The 14,432-nt window shown below is 72.7% G+C and carries 19 protein-coding genes and 1 pseudogene; 9 read left to right on the top strand and 11 right to left on the bottom strand.

The window, feature by feature from the left end; translation table 11 throughout:
• The 6 genes and pseudogenes from ACRDSK_RS24520 to ACRDSK_RS24495 all read left to right on the top strand — a co-directional run.
• Positions 1 to 742 (top strand): annotated as a pseudogene (locus ACRDSK_RS24520) (hypothetical protein); the annotation flags it as partial.
• The gene (locus ACRDSK_RS24515) at positions 739 to 1,182 is read left to right on the top strand and encodes a roadblock/LC7 domain-containing protein (protein ID WP_431443594.1); all 444 of its coding nucleotides are present in this window, start codon (positions 739 to 741) and stop codon (positions 1,180 to 1,182) included. The pseudogene ACRDSK_RS24520 and the gene ACRDSK_RS24515, both read left to right, overlap by 4 nt.
• Positions 1,183 to 1,268: 86 nt before the next feature.
• On the top strand, positions 1,269 to 1,610 hold the full coding sequence (locus tag ACRDSK_RS24510) for a DUF742 domain-containing protein (protein ID WP_431443595.1): 342 nt from the start codon (positions 1,269 to 1,271) through the stop codon (positions 1,608 to 1,610).
• Positions 1,585 to 2,178 carry a GTP-binding protein gene (locus ACRDSK_RS24505; RefSeq protein WP_431443593.1) on the top strand — a complete coding sequence of 198 codons (594 nt, stop codon included), beginning with the start codon at positions 1,585 to 1,587 and terminating at the stop codon, positions 2,176 to 2,178. Before ACRDSK_RS24510 ends, ACRDSK_RS24505 begins: the two co-directional genes overlap by 26 nt.
• Positions 2,179 to 2,231: 53 nt before the next feature.
• The gene (locus ACRDSK_RS24500) at positions 2,232 to 3,467 is read left to right on the top strand and encodes a styrene monooxygenase/indole monooxygenase family protein (RefSeq protein ID WP_431443592.1); all 1,236 of its coding nucleotides are present in this window, start codon (positions 2,232 to 2,234) and stop codon (positions 3,465 to 3,467) included.
• Positions 3,468 to 3,666: 199 nt separating this feature from the next.
• Positions 3,667 to 4,056 (top strand): DUF1761 domain-containing protein, encoded by a 390-nt coding sequence (locus tag ACRDSK_RS24495; RefSeq protein ID WP_431443591.1) that lies wholly within the window; start codon positions 3,667 to 3,669, stop codon positions 4,054 to 4,056.
• Here the strand turns inward: ACRDSK_RS24495 and ACRDSK_RS24490 are convergent.
• The 3 genes from ACRDSK_RS24490 to ACRDSK_RS24480 are packed head-to-tail and all read right to left on the bottom strand — an operon-like array spanning position 4,053 to position 6,215.
• Complete coding sequence (locus tag ACRDSK_RS24490; RefSeq protein WP_431443590.1) at positions 4,053 to 5,039, bottom strand: cation diffusion facilitator family transporter; 987 nt, start codon at positions 5,037 to 5,039, stop codon at positions 4,053 to 4,055. The genes ACRDSK_RS24495 and ACRDSK_RS24490 overlap by 4 nt on opposite strands.
• A 48-nt stretch (positions 5,040 to 5,087) precedes the next feature.
• Complete coding sequence (locus ACRDSK_RS24485; protein WP_431443589.1) at positions 5,088 to 5,801, bottom strand: DUF6882 domain-containing protein; 714 nt, start codon at positions 5,799 to 5,801, stop codon at positions 5,088 to 5,090.
• A gap of 9 nt (positions 5,802 to 5,810) precedes the next feature.
• Positions 5,811 to 6,215 (bottom strand): hypothetical protein, encoded by a 405-nt coding sequence (locus tag ACRDSK_RS24480; RefSeq protein ID WP_431443588.1) that lies wholly within the window; start codon positions 6,213 to 6,215, stop codon positions 5,811 to 5,813.
• Between the two features lie 129 nt (positions 6,216 to 6,344).
• On the opposite strand from ACRDSK_RS24480, the gene ACRDSK_RS24475 reads away from it, so the two are divergent.
• Positions 6,345 to 6,968, top strand: coding sequence for a phosphatase PAP2 family protein (locus ACRDSK_RS24475; RefSeq protein WP_431443587.1), 624 nt, complete (start codon positions 6,345 to 6,347; stop codon positions 6,966 to 6,968).
• Here ACRDSK_RS24475 and ACRDSK_RS24470 read toward each other — a convergent pair.
• On the bottom strand, positions 6,929 to 7,813 hold the full coding sequence (locus ACRDSK_RS24470; protein WP_431443586.1) for an EamA family transporter: 885 nt from the start codon (positions 7,811 to 7,813) through the stop codon (positions 6,929 to 6,931). The genes ACRDSK_RS24475 and ACRDSK_RS24470 overlap by 40 nt on opposite strands.
• Before the next feature lie 64 nt (positions 7,814 to 7,877).
• Here ACRDSK_RS24470 and ACRDSK_RS24465 point away from each other — a divergent pair, with 64 nt between their 5' ends.
• Positions 7,878 to 8,360, top strand: coding sequence for an Lrp/AsnC family transcriptional regulator (locus ACRDSK_RS24465; protein WP_431443585.1), 483 nt, complete (start codon positions 7,878 to 7,880; stop codon positions 8,358 to 8,360).
• On the opposite strand, the gene ACRDSK_RS24460 is transcribed toward ACRDSK_RS24465, so the two are convergent.
• From ACRDSK_RS24460 to ACRDSK_RS24450, 3 genes are read right to left on the bottom strand one after another with little or no spacing between them, the layout of a single operon-like run.
• Entirely contained in the window at positions 8,357 to 8,773 is a 417-nt protein-coding gene (locus tag ACRDSK_RS24460; RefSeq protein ID WP_431443584.1) for an organic hydroperoxide resistance protein, read from the bottom strand. The genes ACRDSK_RS24465 and ACRDSK_RS24460 overlap by 4 nt on opposite strands.
• A 15-nt stretch (positions 8,774 to 8,788) precedes the next feature.
• Complete coding sequence (locus tag ACRDSK_RS24455; protein ID WP_431443583.1) at positions 8,789 to 9,238, bottom strand: MarR family winged helix-turn-helix transcriptional regulator; 450 nt, start codon at positions 9,236 to 9,238, stop codon at positions 8,789 to 8,791.
• Between the two features lie 59 nt (positions 9,239 to 9,297).
• Positions 9,298 to 10,185 carry a DUF4231 domain-containing protein gene (locus tag ACRDSK_RS24450; RefSeq protein WP_431443582.1) on the bottom strand — a complete coding sequence of 296 codons (888 nt, stop codon included), beginning with the start codon at positions 10,183 to 10,185 and terminating at the stop codon, positions 9,298 to 9,300.
• A 150-nt stretch (positions 10,186 to 10,335) separates the two neighbouring features.
• Here ACRDSK_RS24450 and ACRDSK_RS24445 point away from each other — a divergent pair, with 150 nt between their 5' ends.
• Positions 10,336 to 10,647, top strand: coding sequence for an isoamylase early set domain-containing protein (locus ACRDSK_RS24445; protein WP_431443581.1), 312 nt, complete (start codon positions 10,336 to 10,338; stop codon positions 10,645 to 10,647).
• Here ACRDSK_RS24445 and ACRDSK_RS24440 read toward each other — a convergent pair.
• From ACRDSK_RS24440 to ACRDSK_RS24425, 4 genes are all read right to left on the bottom strand, one after another.
• Positions 10,634 to 11,413, bottom strand: coding sequence for an SGNH/GDSL hydrolase family protein (locus tag ACRDSK_RS24440; RefSeq protein ID WP_431443580.1), 780 nt, complete (start codon positions 11,411 to 11,413; stop codon positions 10,634 to 10,636). The two genes, ACRDSK_RS24445 and ACRDSK_RS24440, sit on opposite strands and share 14 nt — an antisense overlap.
• An 89-nt stretch (positions 11,414 to 11,502) precedes the next feature.
• Complete coding sequence (locus ACRDSK_RS24435; RefSeq protein WP_431443579.1) at positions 11,503 to 12,039, bottom strand: HdeD family acid-resistance protein; 537 nt, start codon at positions 12,037 to 12,039, stop codon at positions 11,503 to 11,505.
• A 52-nt stretch (positions 12,040 to 12,091) separates the two neighbouring features.
• On the bottom strand, positions 12,092 to 12,742 hold the full coding sequence (locus ACRDSK_RS24430; RefSeq protein WP_431443578.1) for a response regulator transcription factor: 651 nt from the start codon (positions 12,740 to 12,742) through the stop codon (positions 12,092 to 12,094).
• A 218-nt stretch (positions 12,743 to 12,960) separates the two neighbouring features.
• On the bottom strand, positions 12,961 to 14,142 hold the full coding sequence (locus ACRDSK_RS24425) for a sensor histidine kinase (RefSeq protein WP_431443577.1): 1,182 nt from the start codon (positions 14,140 to 14,142) through the stop codon (positions 12,961 to 12,963).
• Positions 14,143 to 14,432 lie beyond the last annotated feature (290 nt).

Below are 14,432 nucleotides of genomic sequence, written 5' to 3'. Positions count from 1 at the left end.
GGCGCAGCCCATCCCGGCCGCCCGCCGCCCGTCGCGGGGCCCGCGGCACTCGGCCGACCGCACCGCCGAGCCCACCGCGACCACCACCGGCGGGCTGCCCAAGCGCACGCCGCCGGCCGGTCGGGTCGCCACCCGGCCGCAGCCGAAGGACCTGGTCGACCCCGGTCGCACGGTCAACGGCCTGCCCCGCCGGGTCTCGCGCAGCATCAAGAACCCCGACTTCGGCGACGACTCGACTCCCGTGCCGGTGGCGGAGCCGCCGACCCCGGAGGCCGAGCGGGCCGGCCACGAGCAGCTGCTCGCGGACCTGGACGCCTTCACCGAGGGAGCGGAGGCGGCGAAGGAGGCCGCCTGGCCCGCCCCGGTGGAGCCGGACACCCCGGAGACTCCAGACATCCCAGACGCGCCGGAGACACAGGACTCCGAGGCGACGGCGACCGCGCCGGAGGTGACCCTCGAGGTCGAGCCGCTGGTGGACGAGGCGCCCGACCCCGCGCCCGAGCCCGTCGCCGACCCTGAGCCAGTGGTCGACCTGGTGCCCGAGCCGGAGTCGGTGCGGTACCAGGAGCCGGTGGCCGACCAGGTGCCCGAGCCGGAGTACCAACCCGAACCCGCGCCGGAACCGGAGCCCGCCCCCGAACCCACGGGCATCTTCGCGATCGACGCGGACTCCACTCCGACCCCGCCGCACGGCTTCCCGCTCCCCGCCGAGCCGGACGAGCACCGGGGCAGCACGTCGTGACCGCCGCCAAGGAGAACCCGTCGACCGGCGACATCACCTGGCTGCTCAACGACTTCGTGGACAAGGTGCACGGCGTCACCCACGCGCTGATCACGTCCTCCGACGGCTTCCCGCTGACCGCCTCGGCGGCGGTGCGGTCCGACGACGCCGAGCAGCTCGCCGCGATCGCGAGCGGCCTGCTCAGCCTCGCCGGCAGCAGCGCCGCGCTGTACGGCAAGGGCAGCTGTGAGCAGATCATCATCCGGCTCACCCGCGGGTACTTCCTGTTCATGGGCATCGGCACCGGCGCGGGCCTCGCCGTGCTGACCGACCCCGAGTGCGACATGCGGGTGGTGGCCTACGAGATGACGCAGTTCGTCACCAACGCCGGCCACGCGCTCACTCCGGAGCTGCGCGCGGACCTGCGTCGGGTGCTGACCGCGCGCCGCCCCCAGGCATGACCGACCCCGCCAAGGACGTGATCACGGTGTCCAGCCACGACACAGGCGCAGGCCCGCGCAACGGCATCCGGCCGGTGACGTACCAGATGAAGAGCAAGCGGGTCCGCGCGTACACACTCACCGGCGGCCGCACCCGGACCCGGCACCACCTGCTGGTGGAGACGCTGATCTCGGTGCCCGAGTTCGACCCGGTGCTCGCCGACTCGCTCATGCCCGAGTCGCGCGCGCTGTACACCCGCGCCTGCCAGCGCATCTCCGTCGCGGAGCTGTCCGCGACGCTCACCCTGCCGCTCGGTGTGGTCCGCGTGCTGATCAGCGACCTCGCCGGGCAGAACGCGGTCTTCATCCACCCGACCGCCTACGCGTACCAGAACAACCCGCAAGTGCTGGAGAGGATCCTCGATGGACTCAAGCAGCTCCCCGTTTGACTCGGGTCTGCTGACGATATCCGCGAAGATCGTCATCGCCGGTGGCTTCGGGGTCGGCAAGACGACGATGGTCAACTCGGTGTCCGAGGTGGCGCCGCTGAACACCGACGCGTGGATGACCGAGGCGAGCGAGGGCATCGACGATCCGCCGAACGGCAAGAAGTCGACCACCACGGTCGCGATGGACTTCGGTCGGATCACGTTGCACGAGGACCTGCTGCTGTACCTGTTCGGCACGCCGGGCCAGTCGCGTTTCTGGTTCCTGTGGGACGACCTGTCCCGCGGCGCGCTGGGCGCGGTGGTGCTCGTCGACACCAACCGCATCGAGCAGTCCTTCGCGGCGGTGAACTACTTCGAGCACGACTCGGTGCTGCCGTTCATCGTCGCGGTCAACAGGTTCGAGGGAAAGCCGTCCCACGACCTCGACGAGGTGCGCGACGCGCTCGCGCTGGCCGACGACATCCCGCTGATCGAGTGCGACGCCCGCGACCGCGCGTCCTCGATCGGCGTGCTGAAGCTGGTCGTCGCGAACTCGCTCGCGCTGTCGAAGGTGACCGCGCCCGGCTAGCCGCCGGCCGTCCCCAATCCGATTCGTCCACGCCCGGAGGAGCAGTCGACACGATGCGCAAGGTGCTGATCGTCGGGGCAGGCCAGTCCGGCTTGCAGCTCGCCCTGACCCTGCTGGAGAACGACTTCGAGGTCACGGTCATGTCGGCCCGCACCCCGGAGGAGATCCGGGACGGTCGGGTGATGTCGACCCAGGCGTTGTTCGGCCCGGCGATGCGGCACGAGCGCGAGCACGAGCTGAACCTGTGGGAGAGCGAGACGGTCCCGTTCGAGGGCCTCGGCGTGTCGATCGCCGCGCCGGACGCGAGCCGCGCGCTCGACTGGGTGGCGAAGCTGGACGAGCCGGGTCAGTCGGTCGACCAGCGAGTGAAGATGGCGGGCTGGCTGGAGCTGTTCGAGGAACGTGGTGGGCAGCTGGTCATCCACGGCGTGACCACCGCCGACCTCGACAAGCTCGCCGGTATGTACGACCTCACGATCGTGGCTGCCGGCAAGGGCGAGCTGGTGCAGCTGTTCGACCGCGACCCGTCGCGGTCGCCGTTCACGAAGCCGCAGCGCGCGCTGTCGCTCGTGTACGCCCACGGGGTCGAGCGCCGCCCGGAGCACCCCGACTTCGCTGCGGTCCGGTTCAACATCATCCCCGAGGTCGGGGAACTGTTCATGATCCCGTGCTACACGGTGACCGGGAACTGCGACATCCTCTTCTTCGAGGGCCTGCCGGGCGGTCCGCTGGACGTGTTCGGCGACCGGCCGTCGCCGGCGGAGCACCTGCGCCGCATCCTGGAGCTGATGCGGACCTATCTGCCGTGGGAGTACGAGCGCTCCCGCGACGCGGAGCTCACCGATCCGGGTGGTTCGCTGATCGGCGGCTACACGCCGGTGGTGCGGCGTCCGGTCGGCGAGCTGCCGTCGGGCAACGTGGTCTTCGGCATGGCCGATGTCGTCGTCGCCAACGACCCGATCACCGGCCAGGGCTCGAACAACGCGAGCCACTGCGCGGAGACGTACCTGCGGGAGATCCTGGCGCACGACGGGGAGTTCGACCGCGCGTGGATGGAGCGGACCTTCGAGCGGTACTGGGAGTACGCCCGCCACGTGACGGACTGGACGAACGCGATGCTGCAGCCGCCGCCCCCGCACGTGCTGGAGATCATCGGCGCGGCGAGCCAGCTCCCCGAGGTCGCCAGCCGCTTCGTGAACGGCTTCGCGGACCCGTCGGACTTCCAACACTGGTTCATGCACCCGGACAAGGCGGCCGCCTTCCTCGCGGAGGCATCGGTCAACGCCTGAATTCCGGCCGCGGCAGTGGTTGATGCGATCGCGCAGACAACGCCACCGAAGCCCTGGCGTCGACAGGTGACCCGGCGTCTCACGGCGTCCGGGAGGTCGAGATGCAATCGTGCGCGTGGTGATGTCGAGAACCGGCGGCCGGCTACTACGTCCTGGGTGACGGCGCCCGCCGGCGGCGCCCCGAGCCAGGAGTCCCGACATGATCAACCTCTGGGCCGTCGCCGTGGCGACCGTGGCCGCGTTCGTCTCCAGTTCCGTCTACTACATCGGCTTCGACAAGCTGCGGGCCGCGCTGCTCGGCACCGAGCCCGCCTCGGGCGAGCGGCCGCCGGCGTGGAAGATCGTCGTCGAGCTGTTGCGCAGCCTCGTCATCGCCGCCACGCTCGCGGTCGCCGTGGGCGAGCTGGGCATCGACGGCGTGGGCGGCATCCTGCTGCTCGGCCTCGGCGTCTGGCTCGCCTTCCCCGTCACGATCCTCGCCGGGTCGGTCGTCTGGGACGACGTGCCGTGGCGCCTGGCCGCCATCCACGCCGGCGACTGGCTGGTCAAGGCCGTACTCATCGCGCTGCTGGTCGGTCTCTGGCGCTAGTGGTGCTCCGGCGGGCGGCGCCCGTAGCGGGCGAGGACCCGGGCCCTCAGGTCCGGGTCCTCGCGCGGCACGGGTTCGAGGAAGATCTCGTCGAGGTCGGGGACGCGGTCGGCCAGCTCGCCCGCGATCCGCACGCACACGTGCTCCAGCTCGCCCGACGACAGACCGTCGACGAAGTCGACGCGGGCGCACAGCAGGATCCGGTCGGTGCCGGTGACCATCGTGAGCAGGTCGACCACGGCCAGCACCTCGGGCACGTCGGCGAGGTGCTCGCGGAGCGACCGGACCACCGCCGGGTCGGCCTGGCGCCCGATCAGCAGGCCCTTGTTGGTGCGCCCCAACACGTACGCGACCAGCGCCAGCAGGACACCGATCAGCACCGACGCGAGTCCGTCCCAGAACGAGGCCCCCGTGAGGTCGTGCAGCGCGATCCCGGCGAACGCGAGGGCCAGGCCGATCAGCGCGGCGCTGTCCTCGAAGAACACGGTCTTCACCGTGGGATCGTCGGACAGGCGCAGGTACTCGCGCGGGGAGCGGCGTTCGGCGCCGGACTCGCCACGGATCTGCCGGATCGCGCGCAGCAAGGAGATGCCCTCCAGCACGAACGCGCCGCCGAGCACGAGGTAGCCGACCCACGCGCTGGTCTGCTCGCGCTCCTCGCCGAAGATCGTGCTGAACCCCTGGTAGAACGCGAACATCGCGCCCGAGGTGAAGATCGACACCGCCGCCAGCAGCGACCAGAAGTAGCGCTCCTTGCCGTAACCGAACGGGTGTCGCCGGTCCGCGGGCCGGCTCGACCGGCGCAGCGCGGTGAGCAGCAGCGCCTCGGTGAGCGTGTCCGCCACCGAGTGGGCCGCCTCGGACAGCATCGCCGCCGAGCCCGTGACCAGGCCGGCGACCAGCTTGACCACGCCGACCGCGAGGTTCGCGCCGAGCGCGACCAGCACGGTGAGCGTGCTCTCCGAGCGTTCCTCCGACGCCATCACACCTCCCGGGTCCGACGGTAACCCGGGGCCCGCCGTCCCGGCGCGCTACGAGGTGGCCGCGCCCATCGAGGCGGAGATCTCCGCCATCCGCCCGAGCTGGTCGAAGTGGACGGTCGCGGTCAGGCCAGGGCCGCTGATCGTCAGCACCGAGCCGGCCTGGTCGAAGGCCGCCTCGAAGCCGCGGCGGGTGGCGTAGGCGTGGAAGGCGCGGCGGTGGTCGGTGAGCGACAGCTCCGCGACGGACTGCTGGAGCACCCGCATCACGCGGGCCGGCTCGGGCGCGGGCAGCACGAAGTCCGGGTGCTCGACGAGGAACGCGGCGCGGGTGCCGCCGCCGACCTCGCCGGTGTAGCTGGTCCAGTTGTTGGCCGCGGCCTTCGCCGCCTCGACGAGCATCCCGGCGACCAGGTTCGGGTCGGTGGGGGAGCCGGGCAGCTGGTCGAACGGGATCTCGGGTTCGGCGAGCTCGCGGATCCCGTGCCGCTGACCGAAGTCCCGCACGTACTCGCCGAGCCCGAGCAGCGGGGCCGGGTAGCCGGCCGGGTTGGCCCAGCCCCACAGCCACGACTGGGGCCCGGGCGCCGCGCTGCCGAGCAGGTGGAAGCGGGTGCAGGTGCGTGGCTCGTCGCCGGTGAACTCGAAGACCTGCTCTGCCAGGTCGGCCCGCCAGGAGTGCTCGCCGAGTACCTCGGACAGGTGCAGCTGGTGTTCGAAGGACAGCAGGGCGGCGTCGTCGAGGAGCTCCGTGAAGGTGGGCACCTACCGACCCTAGCCAGCGGTGGGGGGCTCCGTGGCGGTTTCGGCCCGGCGGCGCGGCCAGCGGTTGTGGTGGTGCCGGGTGTACTCGTCGCGACGGCGGAGCATCGCGTAGAGCATCGTGCCGAGCATCAGGACGTGGCCGGCGGTCATCAGGAACATGGCCGAGATCGCGCCCAGCCACAGAGGTACCAGCAGCACGACGAACGGCAGGTACATCGCGACCGCCATCTCGGCGATCGGTGCCGCCCCGTGGCCGCGGAACCACATCCACAGCGACATCCCGACGACCATGTTCGTGGCCATCGACATCGCCATCACGTCGGTCCGCTCGAGCGCGGTCGAGCCGAACGCGTCGAACACGAGGTGCCACACGGGCGCGAAAACGCCCATGCCGATCAGCATCGCGACGACCATCTCTTAGTAGTGGAAGAAGAACCGGCGCTTCGCGGTGGTGTCCATGGGCCGTATTTATACCCTATAGGGGTATGTAGTGTCCATGGCTTCCGGCAGGCCGGTCGTGCGGGGTTCGCTTAGCGTGGAGGGATGCCCGCCACCCGAGCCGCGCTGGTCGGGGCGCTGGCCCTCGCGGCCGCGGCCCTGACCGCGACCTTCGGCGGCCTGGTCACGCTCGACACCGCGACCCGCGAGTGGCTGATCGGCCGGCGTTCGCCGGACCTGACCGCGGTGATGATCGCGTTAAGCACGATCGGCAGCTCGGTGGTGCTGGTGCCGCTGGCGCTGGGCGTCGCGGTGTGGCTGGGTGTCGGCCGCCACCGGCGGGAGGCGTCGCTCGTGGTCGGCACGACGCTCGGCGCCTGGCTGCTCGGCCCGCTGCTGAAGCATGCCGTCGAGCGCGCCCGGCCGGAGGACGCGCACCTGGTGCTGGTGAACAGCTGGGCCTACCCGTCGGGCCACTCGCTGACCTCGACCGCGGTGCTCGGCGTCCTGTCCGTGGTGGTCTCGATCCGCCTGACGGCCCGCACCGCCCGGCTGGCCACGGTCGCGGCCGGCGTGATCCTCGTCGTCCTGGTCGGCATCAGCCGCATCTACCTGGGCGTCCACTGGCCGACCGATGTCCTGGCGGGCTGGCTGATCGGCGCCGGGTGGCTGGCCGGCTGCCTGCTGGTCTACGAGGCGCTCGAACGCCGCCGGCTCGTGGGCGAGTAGTCCGCCGAGGCCCGCCGGTCCCGGTGGACCGCGACCCCGGCCACCACGAGCGCCACGCCGAGCACCTCGACCGCCGACGGCACCTGGGCGAGCACCACGATCCCGATCGCGGTCGCGGTGGCCGGCAGGAGGGCGACCAGCAGCGCGTACGTCGCGCGCGACAGCCGGGCCATCGCCAGCTGGTCGCACACGTACGGGATCACCGACGACGAGACGCCCACGCCGATCCCCGCCAGCAGCGCCATCGGGTCGGCGAAGGCCGGCGCCGCGTCGGCGAACCCGACCGGTGCCGCCACCACCGCCGCGATCAGCATCGCGAGCGCGAGCCCGTCGATCCCGCGCACCCGCGGGCTTTGCGCGACCCGGTGCCCCAGCACGATGTACAGCGCGAACAGCGCCGCGTTGGCCGCGGCGAACCCGAAGCCGAGCGGCGAGGCGACCAGCCGCACGTCGCTCAGCACGTACACCCCACCGACCGCCAGCAGCAGCGCGACGGCGTTGCGCCCGCTGCGGGTCGCGACCGCCGCGAGCGCGATCACCGGGAGGAACTCCACGGCCGCGACCGTGCCCAGCGGCAGCCGGTCGATCGCCAGGTAGAAGCAGCTGTTCATGGCCGCCAGCACCGCGCCCCAGCCGCCGAGCAGCCACCGCGTCGTGCGGTCCAGCGACCGCCACACCCGCCACGGCCGGCGCCACAGCGCGAAGATCACCGCCGCCGACGCGATCCGCAGCCACGCCACGCCGAGCACGTCGACGCGGGTGAACAACAGCACCGCGAACGCCGGGCCGAGGTAGTGGAACACCGCGCTGACCACGAAGTACGCGTGTGGCGGCAGGCGAGTCACGAAGAGCTATTCTCGAAGGCTCGGTCCACTATGCACAGCTCGAACCGACGGGAAGAGGCGCGGAATGCCTTCGAAGCGAACTGCTCGACCGCCCGACGGCTTACCGAACGGCAACCTCGACGACGTCAACCGGACCATTCTGCGCGCCCTGGCCGACGACCCGCGGCAGAGCACCGCCGAGCTCGCCCGCACCGTCGGCATGTCGGCGCCCGCGGTGCGGGAGCGGGTCGGCCGGCTCGAGCGGGCCGGCGTGATCCGCGGCTACCGCCTCGACGTCGACCCGGCCGCGATCGGGCTGCCGGTCACCGCCTGGGTGCGCATCCGGCCGGGCCCGGGCCAGCTGCCCAAACTCGCCGACCTCGCCCAGCGCACCCCGCAGGTCAGCGAGTGCCACCGCATCTCCGGCGAGGACTGCTTCCTGCTCAAGGTGCACGTCCCGGCCGTCGCGGAGCTGGAGGGCGTCCTGGACGCGTTCCTCCTCTTCGGACAGACGACGAGCTCGTTCGTCGTCGCCACGCCCGTCGAGCCGAGGACGCCGGGGATCTAGGCGACTCGCAGCGTCACGTCGATGTTGCCGCGCGTCGCGTTCGAGTACGGGCACACCTGGTGCGCGGCGGCGACGAGCTTCTCGGCGACCCCGGGCTCCACGTCCGGCACCTCGACCACCAGGGTGACCACCAGGCCGAAACCCTCGCCGGCCGGGCCGATGCCGACCTCCGCGGTGACCGACGAGCCGCGCACCCGAACCTTGTCCCGCCGGCCGATCAGCTGCAGCGCGCTGTGGAAGCAGGCCGCGTACCCGGCGGCGAAGAGCTGCTCGGGGTTCGTGCCCGAACCGCCGGCGCCGCCGAGCTCGGTGGGCACGCTGAGCTCGTGGTCGAGCACCTCGTCGTCGGTGCGGACGTGGCCCGCCCGGCCGGATCCGGTCGAGGTCGCCTTGGCCGTGTACAGGGTTTGCACGGTGATCGTCTCCGTCTACTTCTCGTCGGGTGTCAGTTCTCGCGTGCCGACCACCTCGGTCAGCGCGCGCAGGCCGTGCCGCAGGGCGGACAGCTCGCCCGCCCGCAGCCCGGTCGCCTTCGCGATCTTGCGTGGGATGCCGGCCGCCCGCGTCCGCAGCTGCGTGCCGCCGCGGGTGAGCCGCACCTCCACGGACCGCTCGTCGTCGGCCCGCCGGTCGCGGGTGACCAGCCCGGCCGCCTCGAGCCGCTTCAGCAGCGGCGAGAGGGTGCCGGAGTCGAGGTCGAGCGCGGCGCCGAGCTCCTTGACGCGGACCGGCCCGCGCTCCCACAACACCAGCAGCACGAGGTACTGCGGGTAGGTGAGCCCGAGCGCGTCGAGCAGCGGCCGGTAGAGCTGGGTGACGGCGCGCGACGCCGCGTACAGCGCGAAGCACACCTGCCGGTCCAACCTCAGCTCGTCCACGCCATCGACGTTACCCGTGGGTAACTTGTGCACAACCCAATTGTGTGCGAGGTAACCGTTCAGGAACGCGAGCGCGAGGCGCGCCACATCGTGTGCTCGCGGCTGATCGCCTCCTCGGCGTCGGCGACCTCCGCGGCCCACGCGTCCTCGTCCTCGATCGTGTGCAGCCGTTGGTACACAATGGACAGCTCGTGCGCCGCGTAGGTGTAGGCGCGGGCGTTCGTGCTGTACTGGCGCACCGCGAGCCACGCCGCGCCCGCGCCGATGAACGCGGCCACCACGCCGGCCAGGTCGAAGTTGACCAGTCCCACCGCCCGGCTCAGCGCCGCCAGGATGCCCAGGGTCTCGATCGTGAGCAGCATGATTCCCCAGCGGTAGGAGAGGATCTCGTTCCGCTCGGCCTTGCCCGCGTACCACGTCCGCTGGTCGGAGATCCGGTCGGCGAGGTAGGCCTCGCGGCGGACCTCGAGCGCGCTGTCGCGCAGCGCCTGCATGCCGTCGGTGACCGCCGGCGCGCTGGTCGGCCGGATGCTCGTCGGGGGCGCGTCGTGCAGGAGCATCTTCAGCCCGTCGACGTAGTCGGCCCGCGCGTCGCTGAGCTGCTTGGTGAACGGCGCCGCGCCCACCGCGTACCGCCAGCTCAGGCTCTTCGCCGACTCGGCGAGCGCGCGGCCGTCGTACCAGGTGTCCTCCGGGCGCACCGACTTCAGGTAGAACTCCACCGCCACCACGATCACCAGCGCGATCACCGTCCCGATGGACAGCAGGTCGATGCCGGCCGCGCCGACCCGGAACGTGGCCACCCCTGTCGCGGCCGCGACGATCGCGAACGTCAAGCGCAGCTGCATCGCGCGCACGTGCCGCTGCTGGCCCTCCATCGAGGCCGCGTCGGCGCCGTGGAACAGGCCGGGGAGATCAGCGTCGGACAGACCCTGTGGTGCGCTCATGAACCGTCCCAACGCCTCCGACGACAAGCCGCGAGGATCGTAGCGAGCCTTGCCCCGATCGTGGCGGCGCGCCGAATCGCCGGCGGGTGGCCGGCTCCGCCATCCTGGGACGCCTCATCCAAACCAACGGCGAAAGGACCGGGGACAGTCATGCTTCGGATCGACCGCGACCGCGCCGGCGCAGTCCGCCTCACGTTCGTGCTCCGCCCCGACGCGCCCGAGGGGCGGGTCAGTGTGGTCGGCGACTTCAACGAGTGGCGGCCCGGCGCGCACGAGCTGCGCCCGCGCAGCAACGGCACCCGGTCGGTCGCCGTCACCGTGCCCGACGGCACGCACATCCGGTTCCGCTATCTCGGCGAGGGCGGGCACTGGTGCAACGAGACCGAGCACCCGGACGTGCGCCAGGACGGCGCGGACAGCGTGATCCTGGCCTCCGCCCGGCGGCCCGCTACAGCCGGCTGATTCGCGCGAGCTCCGGGCGCTTGGGCACGAAGCCGTCGCCCGGCTGGCGGCCGACGATCCGGTTGCGGACCAGGTCGCGCACCGCCGGCGCCACGTGGTGGCGTACCCCCCGCAGCTGGCGCACCGCGGTGCGCCAGGACGGCTCGCGCTCGGCGGTCGGCAGCGGGACGAGCCAGTCGTCGGCCGGCATGCCGAGCGCGGAGAGCAGATGGCCGGCGACCCGGCGGTGGCCGAGCTCGCCGAGGTGCAGCCGGTCGTCGCCGTAGAGCCGCAGGTCCTCGGCCCACGGGTCCTGGCGGACGTCGACCACCAGCGTGTCGTGTCGTGCCGCGGTCGCCAGGATGAGCTCGTTGAGCTGGTCCACCCGCGGCCGCAGCCGACCCATGCCGGGCAGCCGGCGGGCGATGTCGGGCAGCGTGAACAGAACGACGGTGTGCGCGACCTCGCTGAGCGTGCGGACGGCCTCGTCGAGGTGTGCCGCGCCCGCCCTCGTCTGCCAGCGGCCCTGCAGCACGTCGTTGCCGCCGCCGAACAGCGTCACCAGGTCGGGCCGCAGCCGCGTCGCCAGCGGCACCTGCTCGGCGAGGATCTGGTCGAGCCGGCGCCCGCGCACGGCGAGGTTGGCGTACAGCAGGTCGGGCTCGAGCTCGGCGAGCCGCGCGGCGGCGAGGTCCGCCCAGCCGCGGTAGCCACTGCCGTCGGGGTACGGGTCGTCCAACCCCTCCGCGCAGCTGTCGCCGAGCGCGACGTAGTTCCGAACGTGCATGACCCCCGCCCCTTCCGCCGGCGCCCCGTGAACTCCGCACGCACGGCGGATGTCTCGAGGGTAAACGCTGAACGGCGCGGCGAGGCCCCCTAAGTCAGCTGGCCGCGAAGCTGGCGCAACCGAAAGCCCAGCACGACCAGTACGACGCCCCACGCGATGGCGAACGTGGCGATGGCCACGAGCAGGGCGATCGCGCCCTCCGCGGGCTGCACGATCAGCAGCAGGCCGAGGATCAGCGCCACGGCGCCGGTCAGCGCCAGGAACCACTCGTTGCGGATCAGCTTGCGCAGCCGGATGGCGGCCGCGATCTGCACGACGCCCGCGACGATCGCCCACGCGGCGATGAGCACGAGCAGCACGATGACGGTGATCTGCGGCCACACCAGCGCGAGCGCGCCGGAGGCGATGCCGAGCACGCCGAGCAGGATCATGTACGTCCGGTCGGACCCCTGCCCCATGGCCATGGCGATCGACGAGACCCCGTCGAGCAACATGTACACACCCCACAGCAAGGCGAGCGCCAACACGGTGATCTCCGGCCAGGCGATGGCGACGACCCCGAACAGGATGGCGACGACGCCGCGCAGCACGACCAGATGCCAGCGACGACTCAACAGCTCCAGCACCCGCTCATCTTCGACCCGCCGGCCGGCGCCGGCAACCGGGCGTCAGGCCGGCTCAGCACAGCCCCGCGTCGTGCATCAACAGGGCGATCTGCGTGCGGTTGCCCAGCTCCAGCTTGGTGAGGATGCGGGTGATGTGCGCCTTCACCGTCGCCACCGAGACGAATAGTCGCTCGGCGATCTCCGCGTTCGGGCGACCCTCGCCGACGGCGAGCGCCACCTCGTGCTCGCGGGCGGACAGCGCGCGCAGCGCCGCGCGGGCCTTGTCGTAGGCGCCGGCCTCGATCGCCGCGCGGTCCATCAGGCGACGGGTGACCCGCGGAGAGAGGATCGGCTCACCCGCGGCGACCCGGCGGACGGCGTCGGCGATCTCGGCCGGCGGGGCGTCCTTGAGCAGGAAGCCGGACGCGCCCGCGCGCAGCGCGCGGAGCACGTTCTCGTCGGAGTCGAACGTGGTCAGCACGATCACCTCGGGCGGCCGCGGCCGGGCCCGCACCCGCTGTGTGGCGACGATCCCGTTCACCCGCGGCATCCGGATGTCCATCAGCACGATGTCGGTCGGGTGGGCGTCGAGGGCCGCGGGCACCGCCTCGCCGTCGGCCGCCTCGCCGACCACGGCCACGCCGTCGGCGCCGTCGAGCATCATCGTCAGCCCGGCGCGCACGAGCGGGTCGTCGTCGACGACCAGCACCCGGATTCCGCTCATGACGCCCCCTCGCAGGCTCGGTGCCGCCGCTCGCGGTCGCCCTGTGTTGATGGTTCGCTCGCAAGCTCGCTCACGACCGCGCCTCGCAGGCTCGGTGCCGCCGCTCGCGGTCGCCCTGTGTTGATGGTTCGCTCGCAAGCTCGCTCACGACCGCGCCTCGCAGGCTCGGCCCGGCCGCTCGCGGTCGCCCTGTGACATTGGTTCGCTCGCAAGCTCGCTCACGCCGGCCACGGCAGCTCCGCCTGCAGGCGGAACTCGCCCGGTCCGGCCGCGTGGTCGAGCCGGCCGCCGGCCAGCCGGACCCGTTCGGTGAGCCCGACGAGGCCGCGGCCCGCACCCGGGACGGCCGGCGCCGCGGCCGGGTCACGGGGGAGCGGGTTGCGCACCTCGATCACCAGCCGCGCGCCCGGGGTGCCGTCGAGCGCGATCGACACCGGCTGGCCGGGCGCGTGCTTGCGGGCGTTGGTCAGCGCCTCCTGCACCACCCGGTACGCGGTCCGGCCGGTCCGCCCCGGCACCGCGGCCGGGTCGGCCAGGTCGTCGCGCACCTCGACCGGCGTGCCGACCGCGCGGGACTCCTCGACCAGGCCGGCGAGGTCGGCGAGCGCGGGCACGGGCCGGTCCGGCTCGGCGGTGGGATCGTCGGTTGGATCGTCGCCGGCCGGGTCGTCGCTCAGCAGGGCGATCACGTCGCGCAGCTCCTCGAGCGCCTGGTGCACGGCGGCCCGGATCACGCCGGCAGCCTGGGACAGCCGTTCGGGCGGGGCGTCGGGCCGGTACTCCAGCGCGCCGGCGTAGGTCGCGATCAGCGAGAGCCGGTGCGCGAGCACGTCGTGCATCTCGCGGGCGATCGCGGCCCGCTCGGCCGCGCGGGCCTCGGCGACCCGCCGGCCCTGCTCGGCCTCGGCGCGCTCGGCCCGCTCCTGGAGCGAGTCGATCAGCGCCCGCCGGGCGGCGGCCAGCATGCCCCAGCCGACGAGTGCGGCGTGCGCGAGCACCACCAGCAGCGCCCACCACTCGTAGGGCAGCGCGGGGATCGGCAGCCACAGCGCGCGCAGCAGGTGCGCGGCGATCCCGGCCAGTGCCACCCCCACCGCGACCCGGGCGCGCTGGCCACGGGCGACGACCACCATGCCGACGCAGGACGCCGGGGTCGCGGTCGGCGACACGGCGGCCAGCGCCGCGAGCACGAGCGCCGCGCCGACGGGGCGGCGGAACAGCAGCGGCACCAACGCGACCGACAGCAGGGCCGCCCCGATCTGGACGGCGAGCGGCCACCCCCGCGTGCCGTCGCCGAGCTGGCCGATGAGCGACGCGACGACGCCGGTCGACACGCCCCCGACGGCCATGGCGAACTCGGTCCGCGAGCGCGGTTTGGCGCAGGCCGGCGCGGTGTGCACGAACCGAGCGTACGACCGCGCGGTGAAACCGGACAGCGACCAAAGTTCACATCGGCCACGACCGGAGTCTGCCCCGCCGCGGCCCCGCGGCCGATGTGCCGGCCATCCCCCGGACGGGAGGCTTCGGCCATGATCTCCGTCGCCGGACCGGCCACGCCGCTGCTCGGCTTGCTGCGCGGCACCGTCCTGGAGCTGGGCCCCGGCTGGGGTGCCGGCCTCGCCCACTACCCGCCGGACGTGCGGTGGATCGGGGTCGAGCCCGACGCCGGGCGTCGGGCGCACCTCCAGCT

It is taken from the genome of Actinophytocola sp. (assembly GCF_050699915.1).
Taxonomy (GTDB): Bacteria; Actinomycetota; Actinomycetes; order Mycobacteriales; family Pseudonocardiaceae; genus Actinophytocola.
Note: the sequence above shows the minus strand (reverse complement) of the source record. Positions and strands in the feature narration are given on the sequence as shown.

Excerpts from the sequence above, each read along its gene's own strand:
- ACRDSK_RS24445 (WP_431443581.1), top strand. The coding sequence starts at position 10,336 with ATGCTTCGGATCGACCGCGACCGCGCCGGCGCAGTCCGCCTCACGTTC.
- ACRDSK_RS24430 (WP_431443578.1), bottom strand. The coding sequence starts at position 12,742 with ATGAGCGGAATCCGGGTGCTGGTCGTCGACGACGACCCGCTCGTGCGC.
- ACRDSK_RS24490 (WP_431443590.1), bottom strand. The coding sequence starts at position 5,039 with ATGGCGTCGGAGGAACGCTCGGAGAGCACGCTCACCGTGCTGGTCGCG.
- ACRDSK_RS24475 (WP_431443587.1), top strand. The coding sequence starts at position 6,345 with ATGCCCGCCACCCGAGCCGCGCTGGTCGGGGCGCTGGCCCTCGCGGCC.
- ACRDSK_RS24510 (WP_431443595.1), top strand. The coding sequence starts at position 1,269 with ATGAAGAGCAAGCGGGTCCGCGCGTACACACTCACCGGCGGCCGCACC.
- ACRDSK_RS24465 (WP_431443585.1), top strand. The coding sequence starts at position 7,878 with ATGCCTTCGAAGCGAACTGCTCGACCGCCCGACGGCTTACCGAACGGC.
- ACRDSK_RS24450 (WP_431443582.1), bottom strand. The coding sequence starts at position 10,185 with ATGAGCGCACCACAGGGTCTGTCCGACGCTGATCTCCCCGGCCTGTTC.
- ACRDSK_RS24480 (WP_431443588.1), bottom strand. The coding sequence starts at position 6,215 with ATGGTCGTCGCGATGCTGATCGGCATGGGCGTTTTCGCGCCCGTGTGG.
- ACRDSK_RS24505 (WP_431443593.1), top strand. The coding sequence starts at position 1,585 with ATGGACTCAAGCAGCTCCCCGTTTGACTCGGGTCTGCTGACGATATCC.
- ACRDSK_RS24440 (WP_431443580.1), bottom strand. The coding sequence starts at position 11,413 with ATGCACGTTCGGAACTACGTCGCGCTCGGCGACAGCTGCGCGGAGGGG.
- ACRDSK_RS24500 (WP_431443592.1), top strand. The coding sequence starts at position 2,232 with ATGCGCAAGGTGCTGATCGTCGGGGCAGGCCAGTCCGGCTTGCAGCTC.
- ACRDSK_RS24495 (WP_431443591.1), top strand. The coding sequence starts at position 3,667 with ATGATCAACCTCTGGGCCGTCGCCGTGGCGACCGTGGCCGCGTTCGTC.